The organism is Sagittula sp. MA-2, assembly GCF_030126985.1.
GTDB lineage: Bacteria > Pseudomonadota > Alphaproteobacteria > Rhodobacterales > Rhodobacteraceae > Sagittula.
This window is the reverse complement of sequence record NZ_CP126145.1, coordinates 2,910,001-2,933,865: the sequence shown is the minus strand read 5'-3', so window position 1 is coordinate 2,933,865 and position 23,865 is coordinate 2,910,001. Positions and strand designations below refer to the sequence as shown.

20 protein-coding genes and 1 riboswitch (1 of these 21 only partly in view) are annotated in these 23,865 nt (G+C 66.5%); of the genes, 10 read left to right on the top strand and 10 right to left on the bottom strand.

Going from position 1 to position 23,865, the window contains the following annotated elements:
* Positions 1-360 precede the first annotated feature (360 nt).
* Positions 361-1,482, top strand: coding sequence for a cache and HAMP domain-containing protein (locus QNI11_RS14190; RefSeq protein WP_283980621.1), 1,122 nt, complete (start codon positions 361-363; stop codon positions 1,480-1,482).
* Here the strand turns inward: QNI11_RS14190 and QNI11_RS14185 are convergent.
* Genes QNI11_RS14185 through QNI11_RS14175 form a run of 3 tightly spaced genes read right to left on the bottom strand, consistent with a single transcriptional unit; the run spans position 1,460 to position 5,787 of the window.
* Positions 1,460-3,445, bottom strand: coding sequence for a glycosyltransferase (locus QNI11_RS14185; RefSeq protein ID WP_283980620.1), 1,986 nt, complete (start codon positions 3,443-3,445; stop codon positions 1,460-1,462). The two genes, QNI11_RS14190 and QNI11_RS14185, sit on opposite strands and share 23 nt — an antisense overlap.
* Positions 3,446-3,453: 8 nt before the next feature.
* Complete coding sequence (locus tag QNI11_RS14180; protein ID WP_283980619.1) at positions 3,454-4,620, bottom strand: HlyD family efflux transporter periplasmic adaptor subunit; 1,167 nt, start codon at positions 4,618-4,620, stop codon at positions 3,454-3,456.
* A 60-nt stretch (positions 4,621-4,680) separates the two neighbouring features.
* Positions 4,681-5,787: a glycosyl hydrolase family 8 gene (locus QNI11_RS14175; RefSeq protein ID WP_283980618.1), complete on the bottom strand. Its 1,107-nt coding sequence runs from the start codon at positions 5,785-5,787 to the stop codon at positions 4,681-4,683.
* A gap of 191 nt (positions 5,788-5,978) precedes the next feature.
* Here QNI11_RS14175 and QNI11_RS14170 point away from each other — a divergent pair, with 191 nt between their 5' ends.
* Positions 5,979-7,727, top strand: a complete 1,749-nt coding sequence (locus QNI11_RS14170; protein WP_283980617.1) for an alpha/beta hydrolase — start codon at positions 5,979-5,981, stop codon at positions 7,725-7,727.
* Positions 7,728-8,144: 417 nt separating this feature from the next.
* On the opposite strand, the gene QNI11_RS14165 is transcribed toward QNI11_RS14170, so the two are convergent.
* From QNI11_RS14165 to QNI11_RS14140, 6 genes are all read right to left on the bottom strand, one after another.
* Positions 8,145-8,465: a hypothetical protein gene (locus tag QNI11_RS14165; RefSeq protein ID WP_283980616.1), complete on the bottom strand. Its 321-nt coding sequence runs from the start codon at positions 8,463-8,465 to the stop codon at positions 8,145-8,147.
* A 326-nt stretch (positions 8,466-8,791) separates the two neighbouring features.
* Positions 8,792-9,409 (bottom strand): hypothetical protein, encoded by a 618-nt coding sequence (locus tag QNI11_RS14160; RefSeq protein WP_283980615.1) that lies wholly within the window; start codon positions 9,407-9,409, stop codon positions 8,792-8,794.
* A gap of 3 nt (positions 9,410-9,412) precedes the next feature.
* Positions 9,413-10,159: a VWA domain-containing protein gene (locus tag QNI11_RS14155; RefSeq protein WP_283980614.1), complete on the bottom strand. Its 747-nt coding sequence runs from the start codon at positions 10,157-10,159 to the stop codon at positions 9,413-9,415.
* A gap of 12 nt (positions 10,160-10,171) precedes the next feature.
* Positions 10,172-11,842, bottom strand: coding sequence for an ABC transporter substrate-binding protein (locus QNI11_RS14150; protein WP_283980613.1), 1,671 nt, complete (start codon positions 11,840-11,842; stop codon positions 10,172-10,174).
* Positions 11,843-11,859: 17 nt separating this feature from the next.
* Positions 11,860-12,540 carry a hypothetical protein gene (locus tag QNI11_RS14145; protein ID WP_283980612.1) on the bottom strand — a complete coding sequence of 227 codons (681 nt, stop codon included), beginning with the start codon at positions 12,538-12,540 and terminating at the stop codon, positions 11,860-11,862.
* Positions 12,537-13,004 carry an OmpA family protein gene (locus QNI11_RS14140; RefSeq protein ID WP_283980611.1) on the bottom strand — a complete coding sequence of 156 codons (468 nt, stop codon included), beginning with the start codon at positions 13,002-13,004 and terminating at the stop codon, positions 12,537-12,539. Before QNI11_RS14140 ends, QNI11_RS14145 begins: the two co-directional genes overlap by 4 nt.
* A gap of 344 nt (positions 13,005-13,348) precedes the next feature.
* A riboswitch (guanidine-I (ykkC/yxkD leader) is annotated at positions 13,349-13,455 on the top strand.
* A 96-nt stretch (positions 13,456-13,551) separates the two neighbouring features.
* Here QNI11_RS14140 and QNI11_RS14135 point away from each other — a divergent pair.
* From QNI11_RS14135 to QNI11_RS14110, 6 genes are read left to right on the top strand one after another with little or no spacing between them, the layout of a single operon-like run.
* Positions 13,552-14,616, top strand: a complete 1,065-nt coding sequence (locus QNI11_RS14135) for a putative urea ABC transporter substrate-binding protein (protein WP_283980610.1) — start codon at positions 13,552-13,554, stop codon at positions 14,614-14,616.
* A gap of 39 nt (positions 14,617-14,655) precedes the next feature.
* Positions 14,656-15,468 (top strand): ABC transporter permease, encoded by an 813-nt coding sequence (locus QNI11_RS14130; RefSeq protein ID WP_100929967.1) that lies wholly within the window; start codon positions 14,656-14,658, stop codon positions 15,466-15,468.
* Entirely contained in the window at positions 15,465-16,325 is an 861-nt protein-coding gene (locus QNI11_RS14125; protein WP_283980609.1) for an ABC transporter ATP-binding protein, read from the top strand. The genes QNI11_RS14130 and QNI11_RS14125 overlap by 4 nt, the downstream gene beginning before the upstream one ends.
* Positions 16,326-16,349: 24 nt before the next feature.
* Positions 16,350-17,618, top strand: coding sequence for an agmatinase family protein (locus tag QNI11_RS14120; RefSeq protein ID WP_254698189.1), 1,269 nt, complete (start codon positions 16,350-16,352; stop codon positions 17,616-17,618).
* Positions 17,619-17,626: 8 nt separating this feature from the next.
* On the top strand, positions 17,627-18,094 hold the full coding sequence (locus QNI11_RS14115; RefSeq protein ID WP_283980608.1) for a hypothetical protein: 468 nt from the start codon (positions 17,627-17,629) through the stop codon (positions 18,092-18,094).
* Complete coding sequence (locus QNI11_RS14110) at positions 18,091-18,255, top strand: hypothetical protein (RefSeq protein WP_283980607.1); 165 nt, start codon at positions 18,091-18,093, stop codon at positions 18,253-18,255. Before QNI11_RS14115 ends, QNI11_RS14110 begins: the two co-directional genes overlap by 4 nt.
* A 310-nt stretch (positions 18,256-18,565) precedes the next feature.
* On the opposite strand, the gene QNI11_RS14105 is transcribed toward QNI11_RS14110, so the two are convergent.
* Positions 18,566-20,002, bottom strand: a complete 1,437-nt coding sequence (locus tag QNI11_RS14105; RefSeq protein ID WP_283980606.1) for a homospermidine synthase — start codon at positions 20,000-20,002, stop codon at positions 18,566-18,568.
* Between the two features lie 322 nt (positions 20,003-20,324).
* On the opposite strand from QNI11_RS14105, the gene QNI11_RS14100 reads away from it, so the two are divergent.
* The gene (locus QNI11_RS14100; protein WP_283980605.1) at positions 20,325-21,488 is read left to right on the top strand and encodes an efflux RND transporter periplasmic adaptor subunit; all 1,164 of its coding nucleotides are present in this window, start codon (positions 20,325-20,327) and stop codon (positions 21,486-21,488) included.
* Positions 21,489-21,492: 4 nt separating this feature from the next.
* Positions 21,493-23,865: the 5' portion of an efflux RND transporter permease subunit gene (locus tag QNI11_RS14095; RefSeq protein ID WP_283980604.1), read on the top strand. The gene runs 696 nt beyond the window's last position; only the first 2,373 of its 3,069 coding nucleotides appear in the window; the start codon lies at positions 21,493-21,495; its stop codon lies beyond the right edge, outside the window.

Genomic DNA, 23,865 nt, shown 5'->3' with positions numbered 1-23,865 from the left:
TGACAGCTTGTGGACGACCCGAGAGCACAGCGCCGGTTCGCCTGCGAAACACGCATATTTCGGGGAAGACCCAAATTGAATGGACGGTTTCGGGGCGCGGCGGGCGCGTCCTCCGGGCTGGGGTGGAGGCAATTTACGGTCCCATGTTTGGACGGCGCACGGAGCCGGGAAGGGCCATGCCTGTCCGGTTCCCCGGTCCACCGGTCGGCCCATCGCTAAACAGTCTGAGCAACGCGCGCGCATTAACCACGTATGCACATCCTAAGGTTGACGGGGCAAAGGCATTTGCCTCGCAAGACAGTGGTTTGACAGCTATCGTAAACCTTGAATCGATGCGCTTGTTCCAAGGGAGTGTTACTGTTGGTCGATCCCAGGCAAACGATCTCGCAAATCAGTCTGGCGCATGCGGTGTTCGGCTTCGTTGCCGTCACCTGCGTCATTCTCTCCGGCTTCATCTGGCTGCTGATATCGAGCCGGTCGGAGCAGTTGACGACCGCCGCGCTCGACAACGCTGTGCGCCTGCGGACCGAGTCGGCGGCCGAAAACCTCGCCCGCACGCTGCACTCCGACTGGCATGACCTGCAGCAGCTGGCGAGCATGATCGGCACCCACTCCGACAACGAGATCACCGCGCTCATGGCCGGACTTCAGGGCGACGGTTCGCGGATTTCCTGGGTGGGGCTGGCCGATACGGCGGGCAACGTGCGCTATGCCTCCGGAAACATGCTGGTGGGGCAGGATGTGTCGTCCCGCCCCTGGTTCCGCGGCGGGCTGCGCGGCGGCTTTGCCGGGGACGTGCACGAGGCCGTCCTGCTTGCGTCCCTGCTGCCCGAAACGGCGGAGGGGGAGGTGCCGCGGTTCATCGACCTCGCCCTTCCGGTCCGTGACGGCGCGGGCGAGGTGACGGGTGTCCTCGGCATGCACATCGACGCCGCTTGGCTGAAACGCCAGTTGTCGGAAACCGCCGAGACGCTGAACATCGACCTGTTCCTTGTCGCGGCGGACGGGAGCGTGTCGCTTTGGACGACGGAGGCCGACCCCGGAAGTTCCGGGCTGGCGATCATGCGGGCGGCACAGGCGGGGGTCGCCGCCTCCGACCGGGAAACGTGGCCGGACGGGAAGGACTACTTCTCCATCCTCGTGCCCAGCGTCACGTACGACGATCTGCCGAACTTCGGCTGGCGCGTGGTCGGGCGGCTGGAGGCGGCCTCCTTCGCGCCTGCCATGCAGGACGCCCTCGGGACGATTGGCGCGGTCGTACTGTCGGCCATCTCGCTGCTGGCGGGGCTGACGGCCATCTTCGTGTACCTGTTCGTCCGGCCGATCGAGGCGCTGGCCCAGACGGCGACGCGGATCGCCAATGGCGACGAGGAGTTCCCGCCCGAACGCGGCAACACCCGCGAGATCGCCCAGTTGTCCGCAGCGGTGGCCCGGATCCAGGAGCAGAGGGATTACCGGCCTAGCGCGGCGGACGTGAGTTGAACGAGAACCGCCGCCCGAGGTCCTCGAGCAGCGCGGCGGTGCGCACGCCTCCCACGCCGGGGGCGGCTCCTTCGGCGTAGAAGCGCAGGATCAACGCCTCGCGCTGTTCGTCGGATGGGCGAAGCAGGAGCCGGGCGCCATCAACGGTGCTCGCGATGACCTGTGCCGGCACGTGGCCCACGTCCTTGATGTCGATCCAGCCGGAGGTGCCCTGCGGGTAGACCCGTCCGCGGATGCGCACCGTGTCGGCGGTCAGCGACACGAGCCAGACCTTGCGGCTGACGCCATCCGTCTCGAACGCGGCCCGTTCCGGCGAGTCGGTGACATGGCGCTCGCGGCGGGGCAGCTCGATGCAGGCGACAACCGCGACCGACAGGACCAGCAGGTTGTAGAGCGTCCAGAACAGGATGACCCACTTGCCGTCGCCCGCCTCGTCGAAGGCGAAGCTGTCCCAGATCATGCCCAGCGACAGTCCGATCACCGTGAGCACCAGCATGATCGCAAAGGGCGCCATCAGCTGCCACTGGACCACGATCCGGGACCGGTCCCCGCCCTTGGCGGTCACGGAAAACGGGTGGCCCTTGGGCTTGATCAAGCCGACGATGGCCGCGCGGCTGATCGGAATGGCGCCGATCAACTGGCTGACATCGTTGAGGATCGGCACCACCATGCCGCGGCTCAGGGTGTTCAGGACCGTGAGAATCCAGAGGTAGTAGCAGCCGAAATAGGTCACGACATCCGGCAGGCTCGCGTCCACGACGGTGATGTTGAAGAACCAGTAGAGCAGGGGGTAGACGATGGCCGCCAGCCGGAACAGGAAGGTCGTGAACCAGTAGAACACCGAGTCCGCGACGCTCCAGCGGTCGCGCAGGCGCAGGTTGTTGCGGGCGAGGGGGCCGAGGCGCGAGCGGGCGATCTGCATCAGGCCAAGGCACCAGCGTGCCCGCTGGGTGACGTATTCCTTCAGGCCCTCGGGGGCGAGGCCCTCGGTCAGCGCCTCGTCGAGGTAGACGGTGCTCCAGCCGGCGTCCTGCAGGGCCAGCGTCAGCATGAAGTCCTCGGTGATGCTGTCCGTGGGAAAGCCGCCGATGGACTGAACGGCGTCCCATCGGGCGACAGAGGAGGTGCCGCAGCAGAAGGCGATGCCCCAGCCGTCCCGTGCGGGCTGCATGTGGTCGAAGAAGAACCGCTGTTCGTCGGGGTAGGACCGGCTGACACCCAGATTGTGCTGGATCGGGTCGGCGTTGAAGAAGTGCTGCGGCGTCTGGACCAGTCCGACCTTCGGATCGTGGAACAGCGCGAGGCAGCGGGACAGGAACCCCCGGTGCGGCACGAAATCCGCGTCGAGCACGGCCACGAAATCCGGCGTCTCGGCGTCCTGTGCCAAGACCGCCAGCGCGTGGTTGATGTTGCCTGCCTTCGACCCCTTGTTGTCGTGGCGCCGGATGTAGCGCACGCCTTGCCGGCGGCAGAAATCCTGCAGCCAGTCGCGCCGCCCGTCATCGAGGACCAGCACCTGCTTGTCGGTGTGGCGCAATGATTTCGCGCCGACGATGGTGCGCTCCAGCACCTCCAGATCCTCGTTGTAGGTGGCGATGAGGATGGCGACCCGCGGCGGGGTGTCTCCCCACCAGCCTTCGTACTTGTCCGCCTCGGCGCCGCGCAGGCGCAGGCGCGACATGATTACGAAGGCGCTGAGGCTGCCTATCAGGGCGGCCATTTCGATCGCGTAAAGCGACCAGCTTGCCACCATGTCGAGCGTCCAGCCCGCCGGCGCCAGCGTCTCTGTCGTGCGCCACCACGCGTAACGGAAGGCCAGAAGGAAGGCCACGAAGAACAGCAAAGCGCGGTGGAGCGTCTTGGTCCGGTCGACGACGAAGGGCAGGAGAAGCCCGATGCCCGCAACCAGCGACACGTCGATCAGGCTGGCCGAGAACTCTCCGAGATACGGGAAGCCGGTCATGCCCCTCATCAGAAACCGCGCAGCCAGTCGAACGGGCGTTCGTCAAAGAAGGCCCGCCCGGTCCGGCCGATCAGGCAGCCTTCGTTCCCGGCATCGCGCAGCGCCGGAACGGTCAGCGCGACATCGTAACGCTCGAGGTGCTGCTGGCTGGGGGCGACGGCGAGGTGTTCGTAGACCGTTGCGGCTCCGCTGCCCGCAAGGCGGGAGATGGTCGCGTCGAGGACCTCGCTCGACCCGTTCAGGCGGACCCGGGCTTCCTGCCCGATTTCCAGCCGGTTGTAGACGTTTTCGCTGACCGGCACGGTGACCATCACCGACGCACAGTCGACCAGGGTCATGACCGGGTCGCCGCGCTGCACAGTGACACCGTCCGACTGGAGCACCGTCCAGAGCAGTCCGCGCACGGGCGACTCGATCTGGCCGCCGCGCAGGGTGTTGACGCGGACCTCCTCGCGTTCGATGCGGGCGTCGACCGCCTCTGCCCGCTGGCGTGTCTCCGTGAGGCTGGCCGCCAGCCCGGCGATCTCGCCTTCGAGCACGACGGCATATTGTTCGGAGTTGGGCGCGTCGTTGTAGCCGTCGCCAAGGAAGACGCCGGCTTCGGCCGCGGCGAGGGCGATCTCCAGCACCTCGACCCGTTCGCGGGCATGATCCAGCGCCAGCTCGTACAGCACGGGTTCCGCGGGTAGGCGGTCCTGGTCCGGGTCGACGGCGTCGACCACGCGCTGTTCCCCGGCATCGACGGCGCCGCGCTCTTCCAGAAGGGCCAGGCGCGCACGGGCATGCGACAACCGCGTGCGTACCTCCTCCAGCCGGCGCGCGTGGAAGGTTTCGCCGCGTGTCTTCAGGCCTTCCAGAATGGCGCCGGACGCCGCCAGATCCGCCTCGATCCGGCCCGCCTCTGCGTCGAGGAAGGCGCGCTCCATGCGCAGGTCGTTCAGGCGGATGACATCGACGAGGGCGTCGTCGACGCTGGCAATACCTTCGCCGATCTCGACGTGCGAACCGAGCAGGCGGTTCGGCATTTCGATGCGTCCGGCTGTGTCCGCGCGCAGGGTGACGACCCGTGCGTTCACCACCGCGTCACCGCTGGCACCGGCCATCTGTTCTCCGACGATGATCCAGAGAGCCGCGAGGACGACGAGGATGCCTAAGATCAGTCGGGTGAAACGCATGGAGATGGTGTCCCTCGGTTTGGTGCCGGCAGACTCCGAAGTTCGCAACCTTAGAGTTTTTCAGCAAGAATCATTTTCACGTTCAGCGAGAAATGAAAAAAGGTGAAGCGTTGCCGGATAATATGGTTGTGAATTGATCGACTGCGGCGTGACGACCACATCCTCGCAGCGTGTCAGAGACAGGATCGACCGATAGCCGGGCAGGTCACTGCGGTCGACCGGTACGCCTTGGGCATCGCGCCTGACGGCTACGCCGGAGGGATCGTCGGGAAGGGAGAGCGCCTCGGCCCCGCGTGTCACCGCTGGATGATCGCGACGCCCGGACCAGACGAGGTACAGCGGCACGCGCAGCGCGTCGTACCCGGCACGCAGGTCGTGGTCGGCGGGCGGCTCGAAGCCGTCCTGGGTCACGTCGATCCAGTCCGGCACGAACCCGGCGGCGGCGAGTTCACTCAGAACGGTTTCGCCATGGTCGGCGGCGCGCAGGAGGTCGGTCTGCCCGGTCGCCTCGCCCAGTTCCCTCAGGGCGCGGCTCATGATGTAGGACGGGTTGAACGGCACGCGGTCGGGCGCCCGCCGAGTTTCGGCTCCGGGCAGCAGCAGCACCTCGCCCGGTGCACGCGGATCGGGCGCAAGGCACAGCGACGCAATGTCGGCGGCGATGCGGTCGGGCAGGGCGACTGGCCAGCCGGAATCGCGCGCGGCGCGCAACAGCGCCCAGGCCCGGAAGAGGTCGCCGTCCGTCGCGGTGTGCCAGTCGGTGACGGCGGCGCCGGGCTCCCAGCGCCATGCCATCAAGGCCTCGTCACGGACCAGCAGGTTTGCCTTCGTCCATGCCTCGATCTTTTCGAAGGCGGCCCGATCGCCGAATGCCTGCGCCAGCAGGAGCCCGTATCCCTGTCCCTCCGAATGGCTGATGCCACCGCCGGTGTCGTCGGTGACACGACCGTCTGCGCCAAGGAAACGGGATTTCCAGGCGGCCCATGCGTCTGAGGGGGCGGCGCTGGCACTGGACGACAGGCCAATCAACGGAAAGGCCATGCAACTGCCGATAGCCCGTCTTCGGGTGATGCGTTTTGCCTGCACAGTGTTCGCGTCCTTCCGGAAACGCTGTTGGTCATGATCTGCTCCGCGAACCATGTGTGCCGAACTCCGGCGCAGGAACAAGGTGCCTGACCCTTTCGTGATCGGGCGGTGCTGGCAAGAATGGGGAAGGCGGGGGGGACCCTGTCACCTGCCCCGGATCGGGCAAGCGATCTGCCTGCCACGACTAAGGCCATGCAAACCCCCGGCATATTGCTATGTGCCTGGCAACGCCGCATGGTCCCGGGGATGCAAGTGACGACCTGGCGAGTACGATGAAAGACGACAATACCACGCCGCCCGATATCAGCAGCAAGCTGTTGCAGTTCCTCGATGCCGCCTACGAAGCGCCCTTCGATCCCGGCAACTTCGACGAGGTGATCGACAGCGCGGCGGCCTACCTCTTTGCCTCTGCCTCCGATCCGGCGCCTGCCCGTCATGTCCGGCAGGGCCTGCACGATCCGCTCATCGAATCGCATTCGGATCGTTTGCAGAAGATGCTTGAGGCGCAGGAAGCCGAAGCCCGCACTCGTCCCGCGGCGCTGGTGAAGGAGCGGCTGGCGGCGCTGGTCATCGACCATAAAGGCACCTGTATCGGCAATTCCAACGCGGCTTCGCTGTTCGGCCTGACGTTCCCCTGTGCACTGGACGACCTGCGCCTTGCCGGCGAGACGGCGGCCTATCTGCGCCGCGTGCTGGCCGACACCCGACGCAACCTGCCGATGGAGACCGATGCCGCCGTGCTCGAGATGCAGGACGGCGAGCGGGTCGTCGCGCGTATCACCCAACACCAGCACGTGGACCCCGACAGCGGTGAAACCTCCAGCGGGCTGGCGGTGACCATTGCGCGTGTGGCGTGGGACGAGGACAGCCTGCCGCTGATCCAGGGGGCCTTCGGCCTATCGGTGTCGGAATCCGAGGTCATGCTGGAAATCCTGCGTGGCCGCAGCCACGCGGAAATCGCCGAGCTGCGCGACCGGAGCGTGGAGACCATACGCAGCCAGGCGAAGGCGATCCTGGGCAAGACCGGTTTTGCCCGGATGCCGCAGCTGATCGCGATCCTGAACCAGATGGCGCTATTTTCCGAACCCGGCATCGTGCCGGAGGCGGCCCCCCTTGTCCCTGCCATGCCCGATGCCCTGCGGCTGGACGTGGGCGAGGGGCGTCGCCTGGCCTATCGACAGTTCGGCCGTGCCGGCGGTCTGCCCGTGCTCTTCGTGCATGGTTATATCACCGGGCCCTATTTCAACGCGCCGCTGATCGAAGGTTTCACGTCCATGGGGCTGGAGGTGCTGGCGCCGTCGCGGCCCGGGTTCGGGCAGTCCTCGGTCCCGCGCGACTGGGGCGCCTATGACGACGTGGTCGTGTCCGACGCGCTGGCGCTGGTCGAGGCGCGCTGTGGCGCGCCGGTGCTGATCGTTGCGCACCAGGGCGGCGTCAGCCACGCCTGCCGCATTGCCCGGGCGCTGGGGCCGCGCTGCCGCGGGATGCTGATGGTGAGCGCCGGTATTCCCATCGACGACGCCCGGCACGTCCGGCACATGAACCTGCAGACGCGGGTGGCGGCCATCGCGGCGCGCTACACCCCGTCGATGTTTGCGATGCTGCTGCGCATCGGCATCGCGCAGTTCAACAGGATCGGGCACGTCGCCTATCTGAACAAGTTTTTCCACGGCTCGGACGCGGATATCGAGGCGCTGAAGCGGCCGGAGATCCTCGACCTCTACCGCCGGAGCGTCCACCACATGATCACTCAGGGCACGCGCCACATGGTGACGGACGGGCGCGCGGCGATGGCGGACTGGGGCGGCGATTACGAGGCGCTCCAGGTGCCGATCCGCTGGCTGCACGGCAGCGCCGATCCGGTGATGGGCGTGGGCTTTGTCCAGGAGTGGGCAGAGGCCCATGGCCACGGGCCTGTCGATGTCGTCGAGGGGGGCGCCAGCAGTATGTTGTGGGTGAACGCGGACCGCGTCCTGCAGGCCCTGGCGCGGCTGATCGAAGCTACGGAAAAAGATGGATAAAGGCGGCTCTTCACCCTTGAGGGTGATGCGCGCCCGGCCTGAAATGGTTAACGGTCCGGCCACGGCGGGATCGTGCAGTCCTTCCCCCCTGATCTTGCAGGCTGCGCCGCTGAGGAAGCAGGCCTGTTCGTCGTCGCCGCGTAGTTGTTTTTCAGACGGAAGTACCATGCCCACAGTGCAGGACACGACCTCCTTCGGCGAGACGCAATGGCTTCACAACGTCACCGGCTCAACGCGTCCGGGGGATACCTGCGTGTTCGACCTCGGCGACGGTCGGGTCCTGAGAATCTGGTGCCGCCGGCCCCGATCGACCCGTTCTGCACGACGGCACCTGGCCCCTATGGCAAGCTGCAGAAGGTCTTTGCCGCTACGCCGCAGGCGGGTAGCGAGATCGTGCTGCGACAACGCGTTCGGGGCCTACGTGCGTTGGCCCGGCGGCAGGATTGCGGGCGTCGGGGCAAGCGTGATGCCGACCGGCATCGTGGATGACAGCATGCCGGAGTTCTTCTTTATCCAGAACGAGGCTTCGGCGGCGGCAGCCTGCGCGTCGAGAGCGAGGACATGGTCTTCACCGTCGCGTGGACCGAGGTCGGGATTTGATACCTGCGCGTGCTTCAAATGGGCTTTGTCCCGAGGTGCGCGCGGCTGTGGTTTGCCAGTGCGTACCGGTTCTTGTTGAACGGTATTGAGTTGCTTCGGCGTGGCACGTCTTTTGAAGCCCGGATTAAGCGGTTTCATCGATGCCGTGTACGCGTTCGCGGGACCAGTTTTCCGAATTTTGCGGATTGCTGGTCTGGCTGCCGGGTTGTGAGTGCCCGCGCAGTCCGTCAAAGCGCCGAAGAGGGCGGCGGGGGGCCTTGCCCCGCCGCCCAAATTTCCGCCATGCGTGCTGGCTGACAGTCTTTGGTATCAGCGCACTGAACCCGTCAGATTGAAGGTCGTCATGTGCGGTCAACTGGGTGCCACCGCGCGGGTGCCTCGCGCCCTGAGAGATATTACAGACGGCATTCACACACCCGAGCCTATGGCCGGTTGAAACGAGGGCCCGAAATGTCCCGCCTTGCTCACTCCGTTTCGCGATGGCCGATGCGCACGTCGTTGCGGTGGGCCGAGGTGTCGAGCCGACGGGAGGCGCGGGTGCCGGGCACGTACATCTCTGCCATCCGGAAGTAGGCGCGCAGTTCCTCCTTCACGATGCCGAACGTCTTGCGGGCCTCGCGCACCGTCATCGACTGCCACGGCTCCTGCTCGAAGGGGATCAGGTGCAGGTTGCGGCCCGGCAGGTTGTCGATGGAGAAACCGACACCCAGCCGGAAGGAGGCGATATGCGCCTCCTCGAACCGCCAGTGTTTCGGGTACTCCGTCGTCGACACGCGGATGAAGGTGTCGATGGCCGCGTCGGTGATGTCCGACGCGGCGCCCATCGTGGCGCCGATGATAAATGCCTCGTCCTGCACGTGCAGCCCACGTCCCAGCAGGACATGAATGCAGTCGTGGCGCGGCAGGGAGATGGCGCCGGGCAGGGCCTCCGGGCTTTCCGGGTTCTCGTACCGGCGGATGATTTCCGGCACGTCCGTGGGTTCGGCCGCGGGCAGGGTGGCGAGCACCCCTGCGATGGTCATCTCATCCGTGTCGAGGCCGGGGTTCCATTCGTCCCAGTTCAGGTCGATGCGGCGGCCCATGGGTCAGCCCTCCCCATCCGTGAACTCGGTGATGGCGGCGAAGTTGTCGTTTTCGGCCACTGCCGCCTGAAGCGCCCCTTCCAGCGCGGCCACGTTGGCGACATCGACGAAGCTGCCAAGGTCCGCGCGCCGCAGGACGTGGTTGCCGCGAATGCCGATGCCGATGGTCGTCAGCTGGATGGGGGTCCGGGCGGCAAGATCCTCGATGGCCCTTTGCAGCGCCTCGCCATCGTCGGCGGCGCCGTCTGTGGTCACGATCATGCGGAAGGTGCCGAAACCCCGGACCGTGCTGGCTTCGGCCTCCAGCAACGCCTGCGTGTCGAGGATCGCGCGTGTCAGCGGGGTGGAGCCGGAGGCGCGGATCGGGGCGAGGGCGGCGGGAAGGGTCCGGCGCGCGTCGCCAACGAAGGTGAACGGCAGAACGACACCGGCGTTGAGTGCCACGACCGCAACCCGGTCGGTGTCCTGCATGGCCTTCAGCGCGTCGATCACCGCCTGCTTCGCGGCGTCCATGTCCGCTTCCATCGAGCCGCTGTCATCCAGAACGATGGCGGTGATCCGGCGGTTGGGGTCCGGGAGGGCGTCGACCAGCTCTGCCTCCTGCGACGGCCAGGCGGCGATGGCCGTCCAGTCGGGCGGCACGGGATCATAGGTGATGGAGGCCCAGTCGAACCCCGGTTGGCTGCGAAAGATCACGACCGCCGCAATGGCGACGATGGCGACCGGAACGGCGATCTTGGCGATTTTCATGTCGTCTCTCCCTCATTGCAGCGGTGAAAAGGTGGTGGCTTCGGCCTGCACGGTCAGCACGCGGAACACGACGCGCATGTTTTCGCGCCATTCGGCCTCGGTCTTCGGCGGGTTGTGGCGGGGGCTGGCGATGCCGACTCCGTCCACGGTGAACTGGTCGCGGTTCATCTTCACCCCGAGGTCAGCGGCGTATTCGGTCAGCGCATCCACCACTGCAATCGCCCGGTCGAGCGAGAGGTTCTGGGTGGAGGTGCGGATCGCGCGCAACTCGGCATTGTCGGCGCCGTCCTGTTCCCGCCGCAAAAAGTGCAGCGGGTCGGAGTGCCCCTCGACCGTGATGATCGCGCCTGAGTAGGTGGAGGCGAGGCGCAAGATCTCCTCGAAGTCGGAGGCGTAAAGTTCGATCGGGAAGGTCGTGCTGTCGGGTTCGAAGAAGACCTCGAAGTCGATCTTCGTATTGGCGTCGAGCTGCCCGGTGCGGCGCAGCTTCTGCACAGCCGCGGCGGCCGCCTCGGGGTTGAAGGCGGCCACTTGCCGTTCGTCGAGGTTCGTCAGCCCGTCGGTCAGGGCGGCATAGTCCCATTCGGCGGTGGCGAGGTTGGCGGGCGCGTCCAGCCTGTCGGCGCCGCGCAGAGCGACATTGACCTCGCCCAGAAGGATCTCGAAGCGGCGCGCCTCGTTGGGATCGCCGAAGTGCGTGGCGTTGCCGGCCCAGCCGTCGGTGATCGCGTCCTGCCAGAGGAAGACGCCTTCCTCGCGCGGCAGGCCACCGAGGAATTCACTGGCCATGAGGTCGGCCATCTCCGCCTGCTGCGGGCTGCCGTCTTGCGCCATGAAGGCCCGCATCTCTTCCTCGGCGCGGAAGAAGATGTTGACCATGCGGGCGATGTCGTCGCGATGGGCGTCGAAGTAGTCGGCGCGCACGGCGATGTAGTCCCCGATGACCGAAGCGGCCTCTTGCGTCGAGATCAGGATCGTCGCGCCCTTGACGGAGCCTTCGGCGCCGGTGCCGACAGTGCCGCCGGACGTCAGGAAGCGCGCATCGGGCAGGATCACGGCGGCGGCATCGGCGCGTCCGTCGGCCATGGCTGCGGCGGGCGTGTCGCCATCGCCGGTCAGGTCGGCGACCCAGACGATCCCCACGTCCTCGAAGGACAGCCCGCCGTCCGCGAGGATGCGCCCGACGAAGTCGACATGCGGCCCGTTGGCCTGGATGGCGATGCGCTTGCCCTTGAGGTCGGGGATGCGCGCGATGCCCTCACCGGCCACGATGCCGTCGCCGGCTGAGAAGGAGTGCTTGAAGAAGACGATCTGCTCGGTCCGGGCGTCGAATTCCGTCACGGGGGTGGCAGAGGCCAGCATCCCCAGCGTGCCGCGCAGGTAGGGCGTCTCGCAGGCGAGGTAGGCCTTGAGCTGCGCCTCGAAGCTGTCCTCGACGGTCAGCGACAGCGGCAGGCCCGCGTCGCCCAGCATCCCGCCGTCGTTTTCAAGCGATGCGCCGTTGGCATAGGCGACCACGCCATCGGCACCCCAGGCGATCAGCGGCATGTCCTCGATCCAGCCCGAGGGGCAGTCGCGGACGCCGTCTGTGACGGTCTCGGCCAGCCGGTCCCCGGGGGCGGCAAGAGCGGCCTGCCCGCAGAGGAGGAGGGCGGTCAGGAAGGCAGAGGGAAATGTGTTCATGAAAGAAAACCTCCGGTTCAATGGGGTGTGGGGGGCTTGTCCGCGGGCATCATGTGGCGCGCCGGGGTCAGCAGGCGCTCGGCCACATCCGACGCGACCTCGACGTTTTCGAGAAGGCCGCGGGCGGCAAGAAGGTCGGTCTGGTCGAAGGCGGCGTTCATCGCGGCAACGGCGGCACGCAGCTTCTCGCGCGACAGATCTTCGGTCGAGGTGTGCTTGCGGCGGCGCAGCGCGGCGTGGGCGGCGGCGGCTTCCTCGATCAGTTCGGAGCGCAGGAGCACCGCAGAGAGGTTGCGCTGGCGGTCCGGGCTGTAGAAGATCTCGCGTGCGGCGGCGTCGAGCCGGTCGGCCAGCCGGTCGACCTCAGCGGCGATGTCCTCGCGCATGACGGCGGCAGAGGCGCGCATGTTGGCGGCCCGCTGGTGGGCCTTCGTGATCATGTCGAGGGCGCGCTCTGCGGCCATGTCGGACAGGCCGTGTCGTGCCCGGAAGGCCATGCGCAGGCGGTCGGCCTCGGACCACAGCCAGCTGGCGGGCATCCACGCCACGATGGCAAGCGTCGCAAGCGCGGCAAGGGCTGCGGCAGCGACGGCGGAGAAGCCGGGAAAGGGCAGGGGCATCCTGACGAACCACGCGAACCCCGCTGCCAGCACCGCGGCGAGGATGGCCGCAAGGCCCAGGGAGCGCCCCGGTGTCATCTGCGCACCTGCACGGTTACATCGACCCGTGCCATGCGCGACTGGTGCGCCCGGTCGCTTTCGCCGTCCTCCTGCGACAGGGGGGCGGACCCGCCGATCCCGGTCACCGTCAGCCGGTCGTCCGGCAGACCCATTGCCCGCGCCATCTGCGCGGCCACCTCTGCGCGCTTCACGCTCAGGTCGAGGTTGGCATCGGCGTCGCCCGACGTGCCAGTGTGGCCGACGATGACGACATGCATACGCTCGTCGGGCAGGGCAGAGGCCAGGACGCCGCGCAGCCGCTCTTCTTCCCCGTCAGCCAATGACGTGCCGCGTGAGAAGCGGAAGCTCTCGGTCTTCGCGATGGTGGTCTGCCCGATGATGCCGAGCGCGATGGCCCCTCCGGCGACCACTGCGGACAAGGCCGCGGCGACGAATGCGCGTCGCGGCAGGGCTGGGCCTGCCTCAACAGCTTTGCTGGTCATGTCGGGTCACCGCCCAAATGCGTAAAAGTAATTCTTTTCAGTCTGGCACATGTCCGGACCCAACGGAACCGGCGAAGGGGGCGGTGGGCATGGAAAGTCTTGAATACCTGACGGGGTCCGGTCGCCGGCACGTCCGCATAAGCGCGGCTGTGCCCATGTAATGTGCGGCGGTTCGGGATTGGACGCCCGAGTCGCCGCAGGGCTGAAAGCCTGCCAGATGGTAACTGCCCGGTGTTTGGGCAAATTGCCGCGTTGTTCGCCATATTATTGGGCGAATGGCGCGAACGCCTCCGCCGCGATGAGGGAGCAGTTGCGGCAGCACGAAACTGCACCGCTTGATGAAGGGGCAGGGCGTTTAGGGTTCCACCGCGACACGCGGGTTCGGTCCGAGAAATGCCACCCGGCGGGCAAACTCCCGCAGGGCACACGGCGGGCCAAAATCCCGGGAGACTTCACTGCGTCGGTTTCGTCCGCGCCTGATCTCTTTGTTCCGCCAGCGGGGTGAAACGCACGTTGAAAACGGCGGGACGCACAACGGGGAAGACTTATGACCAAAGCCATTCTGACCGCTGCCGCGCTCTCTGCCGCCTTGCTGTCGAGCACGGCCATGCCACTGGCGGCCGAGGAGAAGACGGAGTTCAAGCTCGCCTGGTCGATCTACGTCGGCTGGATGCCGTGGGGGTATCTGGAGACCTCCGGCATCATGGACAAGTGGGGCGAGAAGTATGGGATCGACGTAGAGATCGTGCAGATCAACGATTACGTCGAGTCGATCAACCAGTACACCGCAGGCCAGTTCGACGGGGTGTCCGCGACCAACATGGACACGCTGTCCATTCCGGCGGGCGGCGGTGTGGACACCACGGCCCTGATCGTGGGCGACTACTCCAACGGCAACGACGCGGTGATCCTGAAGGGGGAGGGTACGCTTGCCGATCTGAAGGGCAAGCCGGTGAACCTCGTCGAGCTGTCGGTGTCGCACTATCTGCTGGCGCGCGGGCTCGACACCGTCGGGCTGTCGGAACGGGACCTCGATGGGGTCATCAACACCTCCGACGCGGACATGATCGCGGCCTATTCGACCTCGGACGTTGAAGCGGTGGTGACCTGGAACCCGCTGGTCTCCGAGATCCTCGCCACGGGCGACAAGGCGAATTCGGTCTTCGACAGCTCCATGATCCCGGGCGAGATCCTCGACCTGATGGTGGTCAACACCGAGACGCTGGCCGACAACCCGGCCTTCGGCAAGGCGGTCGCGGGCGCGTGGTACGAGCTTATGGGCCTGATGGCCGCGGGCGACGAAGAGGTGCTGACGGCGCTGGCAGAGGCGTCGGGCACCGATCTCGAAGGCTACAAGGCGCAGCTTGCTGCGACGGAGATGTTCTATGATCCGGCCGAGGCCGTGGCGCAGGCCTCGTCGCCCGAGTTGCCCGGCACGATGACCGCCGTGGCTGAATTCCTGTTCGACAAGGGCATCCTGGGCGAGGGCGCGCCATCGGCCGATTTCGTCGGCGTGGCTTATCCGGACGGGTCGGTGACCGGGGACGAGAACAACGTGAAGTTCCGTTTCGACACGACCTACATGCAGATGGCCGCGGACGGCGAACTGTAAGGACATGGGCCCCGGACCCTGCGCCGGGGCCTGACCGCCATGAGGCTCATCAACCGCATCCCCTCCCGCCCGACGGCCTTTGCGCTCGGCGCGCTGCCGTTCGTGCTGGTCATCATCGCCTATGCCGTCGCATCGGACATCCGGCTGACGGCCAACCCGGCGGACAAGCTTCTGCCCGCGCCCTCGACCATCGGGGACACGGCGGTGCGGCTGTTCACCGAAGGGGACAGGCGGACCGGAGAGATCCTGTTGTGGAAGGACACCTGGGCGTCGCTGATCCGATTGCTGGGCGGTGTGGCCATCGCCGCGACCCTGTCGCTGGTGATCGGCATGGGGATCGGCCTCTTGCCCTACGTGCGGCGGACGTTCTCCGGCTTTGTCGCCGTGATCTCCATGGTGCCGCCGCTGGCGCTTTTGCCGATCCTGTTCATCGTCTTCGGACTTGGGGAGACCTCGAAGGTGGTGCTGATCGTCATCGGCATTACGCCCTTCATGACACGGGACCTGTCGCAGAGGGTGCTGGACATCCCGCACGAACAGATCGTCAAGGCGCAGACGCTGGGGGCATCGACCTTCGTGATCGCCATGCGCGTGGCCCTGCCGCAGGTGCTCCCAAGGCTCATCGCCAATGTGCGGCTGTCGCTGGGCTCTGCCTGGCTGTTCCTGATCGCGGCAGAGGCGGTGGCCTCCGACGTGGGGCTGGGCTACCGGATCTTCCTCGTGCGGCGCTACCTCGCCATGGACGTGATCCTGACCTACGTGGCGTGGATCACGCTGCTGGCCTTCCTGATCGACTGGGGATTGCGAACGCTTTCGCGCAAGGCCTTCCCGTGGCTGGAGGCAGGTCTGTGAGTTTCGTCGTCGCAAGGAACGTCTGGAAGCAATACGGCGACCGTCCGATCCTCGAACGGGTCAACGTGGAGGTCGAGAAGGGCGCCTTCATCTCGATCATCGGGGCGTCGGGCTGCGGAAAGTCCACCTTCCTGCGGATGCTGCTGGCGGACGAACAACCCACGAAGGGCGAGATCAGCATCGAGGGTGGCGCGCCCGCACAGGAACCCCGGCGCGAACGGGGCGTGGTCTTCCAGCGCTATTCGGTCTTTCCCCACCTGACCGTGCGCGACAACGTGGTCGCCGCCGAAAGCTTCGGCACGCCGTTCGGGCGGTTCTTCGGCAAGCGGCTGAAGGAGGCGCGGGAAAGGGCGCAGGTCACGCTCGACCGGATCGGGCTGGGTCATGTGGCGCTCCATTATCCCGCGACGCTGTCGGGGGGCATGCAGCAGCGGCTGGCCATCGGGCAGGCGCTGGTCGCCGAGCCGCGCATCCTTTTGCTGGACGAACCCTTCGGCGCGCTCGACCCGGGCACGCGGCTGTCGATGCACGACTTCCTGACCGAGCTGCGCGAGCGGACGAACATGACCGTCTTCATGGTCACGCACGACATCGAAGAGGCGTTCAAGCTGGGCGACCGCGTGCTGATCTTCGACAAGGTCCGCCGCGATCCCGAACGGCCGCAGCGCTTCGGCGCCACCATCACCCATGACCTCGATTCCTCGAACGGGCACGAGCCGCATCAGGAACTGCTCGACAGCATTCCGTGGCTCTCCGGGCTGACGCAGCTTTCCGACGAGGACGACGGACCCACCGTGCAAGCCGCCGGGCCCCTTGCACGGGACGACGCCAAGGCCCGGAACGAGCCCCCCCTTTGACAGGGGTAAGAGACGGAGACAGAGATGTTTTCTGAGCTTCACCACGCCGAGGCCCGCGCCCGCGATCCCCGTGCAATGTCCAGACGTCTTGCCGGACGCGAGAAAAGGCACCACCACCCGGACCTGACCAAGCTGGCCGGATGGAAGGCCATGCAGAAAGAGGGCGAGCTGCCCGAGGGCCGCTGGGACGAGGAACGCCGCTGGGCCCTGCGCATGGGTCTGACGGGCGCCGATTCCATCGACGACAAGTCGATCCCCACCTTCGCGCGGGGAGAGTTGCCGCATTATGCGGGCATCAACACCTTCCTTAAGGCGCCCTATGCCGAGGACGTGCTGGAGGTCGCGCATTACGATGCGACCGTGCTGGGCATCCCTTTCGACGGCGGCACTACTTACCGGCCCGGCACCCGCTTCGGCCCGCAGGGGGTGCGCAAGATCTCTGCCCTCTATACGCCCTACAACTACGAGATCGGCGTCGACCTGCGCGAGCAGATGACGCTCTGCGACGCGGGCGACGTGTTCACCATCCCGGCGAACATCGAGAAGTCCTTCGACCAGATCAGCCGCGCGGTGAGCCACGTGTTCTCGTCCGGCTCCCTGCCGATCATGATCGGCGGCGACCATTCCATCGGCTTTCCCTGCGTGCGGGGCATCGCAGAATGCACATCGAAGAAGATCGGGATCGTGCACTTCGACCGCCACGCCGACATCCAGGAGAAGGACCTCGACGAGCGGATGCACACGACGCCGTGGTTCCATTCGACCAACCTGCCGAACGTGCCGGCGAAGAACCTCGTGCAGATCGGCATCGGCGGGTGGCAGGTTCCGCGCGAGGCGGTGAAGGTCGCCCGCGAGCGGCAGACCAACATCATCACCATGGGCGACATGGAGAAGATGGGCGTCGACAAGACCATCGAGATGGCGCTGGAGATGGCCTGGGACGGGGTCGACATGGTCTACATGTCCTTCGACATCGACAGTATCGACTGCGGCTTCGTGCCGGGCACCGGCTGGCCGGAACCGGGCGGCTTCCTCCCGCGTGAGGCGCTGGCGCTGGCGTCAGGGATTGCCGCGGAAGGCATCTGCGCGATGGAGCTGGTGGAGGTCTCGCCCCCCTACGACACATCCGACATCACCGCTCTGATGGGAACGCGGGTGATCGTGGATGTGCTGGGCGGGCTGGTCGCCAACGGCAAGCTCGGCGCGCACAAGCAGCACATCGACAAGCCGGTCGCGATCCCGCACGGCGAGTTCGAGGGCAAGCGCTGGTCCAACCGCAACCCGCATTTCTGAGGCCCGCCATGCCACACGATCACGGCCCGCATGGGCATCACCACCATCACCATCACGACCACGGCCACACCCACGGGCCGGGTCACAACCATCCGCACACCGACCACCTGCACTCCCACATGCACGACCACGACGAGGCCGCAGACCTTCAGGTGCTCGCCGTGCAGTTCATCGAGGGTTTCCTGCAGGCCAAGGACAAGACCAGTTACCTCAAGCTGGCGGGCGTGCCGTTCGAACGTCCCGGAGCGGGCGGCGCCAAGGCGCTGAAGCTGGTGGACGTGGAACTGAAGACCGACTGGCAGGTGGGCACGGCCTCGCCGTCCTTCGGGTCTCGTGAACTCAGCTACTTGCCGTTTCCGGGCCAGATGGTCCGGGAGCGCACGAACATGTCCCTGGTCTACGTGTCGATGGACGAGAAATCGGTCACCGACATCAGGGACTTCCTTTTGCAACGGAAACGGGAGATCGAAACATGAAACACCTTTGGCTCGGGCTGCTGGCCCTCTCCGCCTCGCCTGCGCTGGCGCATGAAGGCGTGCACATGCACCCGCACGACGCCTCCCTGACGCCTGTCCTGATGATCGCCGGGGCGCTTGTCATCGTGGCTGGGCTTCTGGTGGCGCGCCGCCTGTACTGAGGCAAACCGCATTCATACCAGCGGCCGGTGCAACCAGCGCCGGCCGCTTTTCCTTTGCCGAACGGAAATTGAAAGCGAAGGGAAACGCGGCTTGTGCGCTGTCCGGGAACACACGGACCCGCTCGCGAGCGAAGGCGGAGCATCGGACGGGGCACAAAGGCGCCTCGGGAAGAGCTCAAAGTCGGCGGCGCGTATCGGTGCCGGGGATCCGAGGGCAACTCCTTGGCTGCGTATTCAAAAAAAGAAGGCCCGGATCCGGCACGACCGCCGGATCCGGGCCTTTATCGATGTCGCGACGTTGCGCGGGTGGTCAGGACGACACGAGAACGTTGCGGAAGGCCCAGGGGTGGTCCGGGTCGCTGTCCTCCGGGAAGGCGCCCGGCACGGTGTCGAGCGGCGTCCAGTCGGTGTAATGCGCTTCCACCGGGCCGAGGTACGGCCGCTGGATTTCGAGGCAGCGCGCGTGGTCCATCTCTTCGGCTTCGACGATCCCGGCCTGCGGGTTTTCCAGCGCCCAGACCATTCCGGCCAGCACCGCGCTCGACACCTGCATGCCCGTGGCGTTCTGGTAGGGGGCCAGCGTCTTCGTCTCTTCGTTCGACAGGCGCGAGCCGTACCAGAGCGCATTCTTCTCATGGCCGTAGAGCAGCACGCCCAACTCGTCGATGCCGTCCACGATGTCGTCGACCTGCAGGATACGCTTCTCCGTCTGGATCTCGCCCGAGCCGAAGGTCTCGTGCAGGGACAGCACGGCATCGTCGCAGGGGTGGTAGGCGTAGTGGCACGTCGGGCGGTACTCAGGCGCATCCGGCGCGCCGACCGTGAAGTAGTCGGAGATCGAGATCGCTTCGTTGTGCGTCACGAGGAAGCCGAACTGCGCGCCGAGGGTCGGGCACCAGGTGCGAACGCGGGTGGTCGCGCCGGGCCGGTTCAGCCAGATCGCGGACTGGCAGCCGGACAGGTGGGTGTGGCCGTCCTCCGGCATCCATTGCTCGTGTGTGCCCCAGCCCAGTTCGGCGGGCTGGAACCCTTCGGAGATGAAGCCGTCCACCGACCAGGTGTTTACGAAGACGCCTTTGGGGCGCGGTTCCGTGCAGACCTGCGTGTCGCGTTCGGCGATATGGACGCCCTTGACGCCAAGGGCGCGCATCAGCCTGGCCCAGCCTTCGCGCCCGTCAGGTGCAGTGGCGTCGCGCCCGAGGTCGGAGGCGAGTTGCAGCAGCGCTTCCTTCACGAACCAGCTCACCATCCCGGGGTTGGCGCCGCAGCAGCTGACTGCCGTGGTGCCGCCGGGATCGGAGGCCTTCATGTCGCGCACCGCCTGCCGCAGCCTGTAGTTCGTGCGCTTCTCGTTGGAGATGTCGCCGAAGTAGAGCCCGGGCCACGGTTCCACCACCGTGTCTATATAGAGAGTGCCCAGACGGCGGCAGGTCCGCATCAGGTCCAGCGACGACGTGTCGACGGAGAGGTTCACGCAGAAGCCGCCCGGCTCGGTGAAGAGGCCGGACAGGATCTCGTCGTAGTTTTCCGGCGTCAGCGCCTCTTGTAAGTGCGCGTAATCGCGGTCTTCGAGGTACGTCGCCACTTCGGGATCGGGATCGATGATGGTCAGCCGCGCCGGGTCGAATTCGAAGTGCCGTTCGATCAGAGGCAGGACGCCCTTGCCGATAGACCCGAGACCGATAAGCACGAGCGGTCCCTCGATGGTCGCGTGTACGGGGTAGGGTTGGCCGGTGGCTGCGTTCATCCGCGGGTCTCCTTTGTCTCTGCACCTTTCATATGGTGCGAACGCCTCTTGGGGCCACCGGAAGCCCGAATGGTCCCGGTCGGCGCATGGCGTGTCTTCCCGGGTATCGGTGGGCTGAGGCGCGGTGGCAACCATTTCCTTGTCCCCGTGCGGGCGGGAGGGTGCCGGTGCTCCCGGAACGGGCGGGGGCGTATGTGCACAATCGGAATTATCGCGCCGGACATTGCAATCCCCGGATGCGGGGCTAGGCTCCGGTCATGTCCCGTGGATCGGGGTGCCGGGCCTTTCGGGCTCCGGGCGGGAATGAAGGGAAACGATGCACGTGCGCAGTCTTGCCAGGAGCATTACGGTCATCGCCCTGCTTTGCGCGGTGACGCCTCTGACGGCCACGCGTGCCCTTGCACAGGATGATACCCGGACGCTGCCCGCGGTCACGGTCGCCGAGGTGACGACCGCCGCCTTCGTGCAGCGTGTGCCTGTTTCGGGGAACGTGGTCGCCCGGAACGAGGTCCTGGTCGATCCCGAGGTGTCCGGGCACCGGATTGCAGAGTTCGAGGTGGACATTGGGGACGCGGTCGAAACCGGCGACGTGCTAGCCCGGCTCGACGAACGGGTCCTGCGCCGCCAGTTGCAATTGCGCGAGCTTGCGCTGTCGCAGGCAGAGGCCAGCTTCGAACAGGCCCGCAGTCAGGTGGCCGCCGATCAGGCCCAGCTCGATCAGGCGAATGCCGTGTTGGACCGTGCGCAACGGCTGCGCGACAGCGGCACCGGAACGCAGGCCTCTCTCGACGATGCCATAGCCGCTCAGGCGGCGGCGCAGTCGGCCCTGACGGCATCCTCTGACGGGATCACCGTCGCGCAGTCGCAGATCGAAGAGGCGAAAATCAATCGCGACCTCGCCTCCGAGGATCTTGAGAACGCCACGATCACGGCCCCCGTCGACGGAATCGTCACGGCGCGCGATGCGCAGATCGGATCGACCGTCTCCACCGGGCAGACGATTTTCCGCATCCTGCGCGACGGCGCGGTCGACGTGGAAGCCGAAGTGGTGGAGACCGAACTCGGCCAGATCGAACCGGGCGACCGTGCGGAACTCCAGATCGCCGGGATCGGCGCGATCCAGGGAACGGTGCAGAACATAGATCCGACCGTGGATCCCGTGACCCGCCTGGGGGTGGTCGAGATCGAGCCGGAATCGAAGGAAGGGCTGCGTCCCGGTCTTTTCGTCGGCGGATGGATCATCACCGCCGAGCGGACATCGCTGGCCGTCCCGGCCTCTGCCGTCATCAATGACGGCGCAACCGCGTCGGTGCTGGTGGAAAAGGACGGCACGCTCGAACGGCGCGAGATCGTTGCCGGGCTGATCTGGGGCAACCTGCGCGAGGTGCTGGGCGGCCTCGAAGAAGGGGAGCGCGTGCTGGCACGCGCCGCCGGCTTCTTCTCGGACGGGGACCGGGTGCGGCCGGTGACAGGGCAGGGCGACTGATCTCATGAACATGTCGTCCTGGGCCATACGCAATCCCGTGCCGCCCGTGGCGCTTTTCCTCGTTCTGATCGTGCTGGGCATCGTGTCCTTCATGCGGCTGCCGATCACCCGCATGCCGAACGTCGACCTTCCGGTGGTCACTGTCACCTCCGGTCTGCCGGGAAATGGCCCGTCCGAGATCGTGACGCAGATCATCACGCCGCTGGAAGACGAACTGGTGGACGTGCAGGGCGTGCGGCACATCACCTCCGTCGCGGGCGACGGAACAGCCTCCGTCACCATAGAATTCGAAATCAACGTCGAGACTGACCGGGCGGTGAACGACGTACGCGATGCGGTCGCCGCGGCGCGGGGCGACATGCCCGATGCGGCGAGCGAGCCGATCGTCCAGCGTCTGGATGTCATCGGCGGGGCGATCCTGACCTATGCCGCCTCCGGGTCGGACCGCAGCATAGAGGGGCTGTCCACCTTCGTGGACGATGTCGTGGCGCCGACGATCCAGGGTGCCACGGGCGTGGCCTCCGTTGACCGGATCGGCGGCGCGGAGCGCGAGATCAACGTGGAGCTGTCGCCGGACAGGCTGCTGGCCCACGGTCTGACCGTTGGCGACGTGAACGGCCAGCTGCGCCAGCAGAACGTGGACGCGGGCGGCGGGGAAGGGCGCCTGGCCGGACAGCAGGTCGCCATCCGTTCGCTGGGGGCCGCGAAGACGCTGGAAGAATTGGGGGCGACGCGCATTTCCCTGCCGAGCGGCGGCACCATCCGGCTGGACCAGATCGGCACGATTGCCGACGGGGCCTCCGACCGGGAGAACTTTGCCCTGCTGGACGGCCGCCCGGTCGTGGCCTTCGGCATCTTCCGGTCCAGCGGCGCAAGCGATCTTCTGGCCGCCGAGGCTGCGCGGGAGAAACTGGCCGAACTGTCGCGCGAGTACCCCGACATCGCCTTTACCGAGATCGACGACGCCACCACCTACACCGAAAGCAACTACGAGACCGCGCTGAACACCCTTCTGGAAGGGGCGGCGCTGACGATCCTCGTGGTGATGATCTTCCTGCGGGACTGGAGGGCGACGGTCGTGACGCTGGTGGCGCTGCCGCTGTCGATCATCCCGACCTTCTTCGTGATGGACCTGCTCGGCTTCTCTCTGAACACCATCTCCCTTCTGGCGATCACGCTGGTGGTCGGCATCCTCGTCGACGACGCCATCGTGGAGATCGAGAACATCGTGCGGCACATCCAGATGGGCCGGAACGCCTACGATGCCGCGAACGAGGCGGCGCAGGAAATCGGCATGACGGTCATCGCGATCAGCCTGACCATCGTCGCGGTCTTTGCGCCGGTGGGCGTGATGCCGGGCATTGCGGGCAAGTTCTTCCGCGAGTTCGGGCTGACGGTGGCGGTGGCCGTGCTCTTCTCCCTTCTGGTGGCGCGGCTCATCACCCCGCTGTTCGCCGCCTACTTCATGCGGAGCGACAAGGGCCATGCGGAGCCGGAGGACGGCTTTCTCATGCGACGGTATCTGAACGTGCTGCGCTGGACACTTCACAATCGTGCCGTGACCCTCGTTCTCGGACTCGCCATCTTCGCCGGGTCGATCTTCTCTGCCACTCTTCTGCCGACAGAGTTTGTCCCGGCCGCGGACGGCGGTCGCGCGACGGTCACGGTCGAACTGCCACCCGGCGCGAACATCGACGAGGTGGAGGAGATATCCCGCCGGATCACGTCGCTGATCATCGAGATCCCGGAGATGGAGAGCGTCTTCGTCGAGGGGACCTCGGACACCGAGGCTACGGTGCGCGTGAACTTCGGCCCCCGCGATGAGCGGGAGCGTGGCGCGCCCGAGATCATGCAGGACATCCGGGACCGGCTCGCCGATCTCCCCGACGTGCGCATCTACGTGCTGGGCGAGGAAGGGGTCCGCGATGTGTCGATCAACATTCTCGCCGACGACCGCGAAACCGCGCAGGCCGCGGCGCGCGATCTGGCCAGCGGCATGTCCGGCCTGCCGCAACTGACCGGCGTGGCCGTCGAAAGCGCGCTGGCCCGGCCCGAGGTTCAGATCATCCCGCGCCCGCAACTGGCAACGCAGATGGGTGTGGACGCCACCACCCTCGCTACGACCGCGCGCATTGCAACGGTGGGCGATGCCGACGCCAACCTGGCGCGCTTCGACGATGGCGACGACCGTGTGCCGGTTCGTGTTCGCCTGGAAGAGGCCGCGCGTCAGGACCTAGACAGGTTGGCGGGCCTACGGTTGCGGACGAGCGACGGACAGATGGTGCCGCTGGGCGCGGTCGCCAGCGCGCGTCTGGCCAACGGACCCGCCACAATCGAACGCTATGACCGTCAGTACCGCGTGGCCATCGGCGCGACA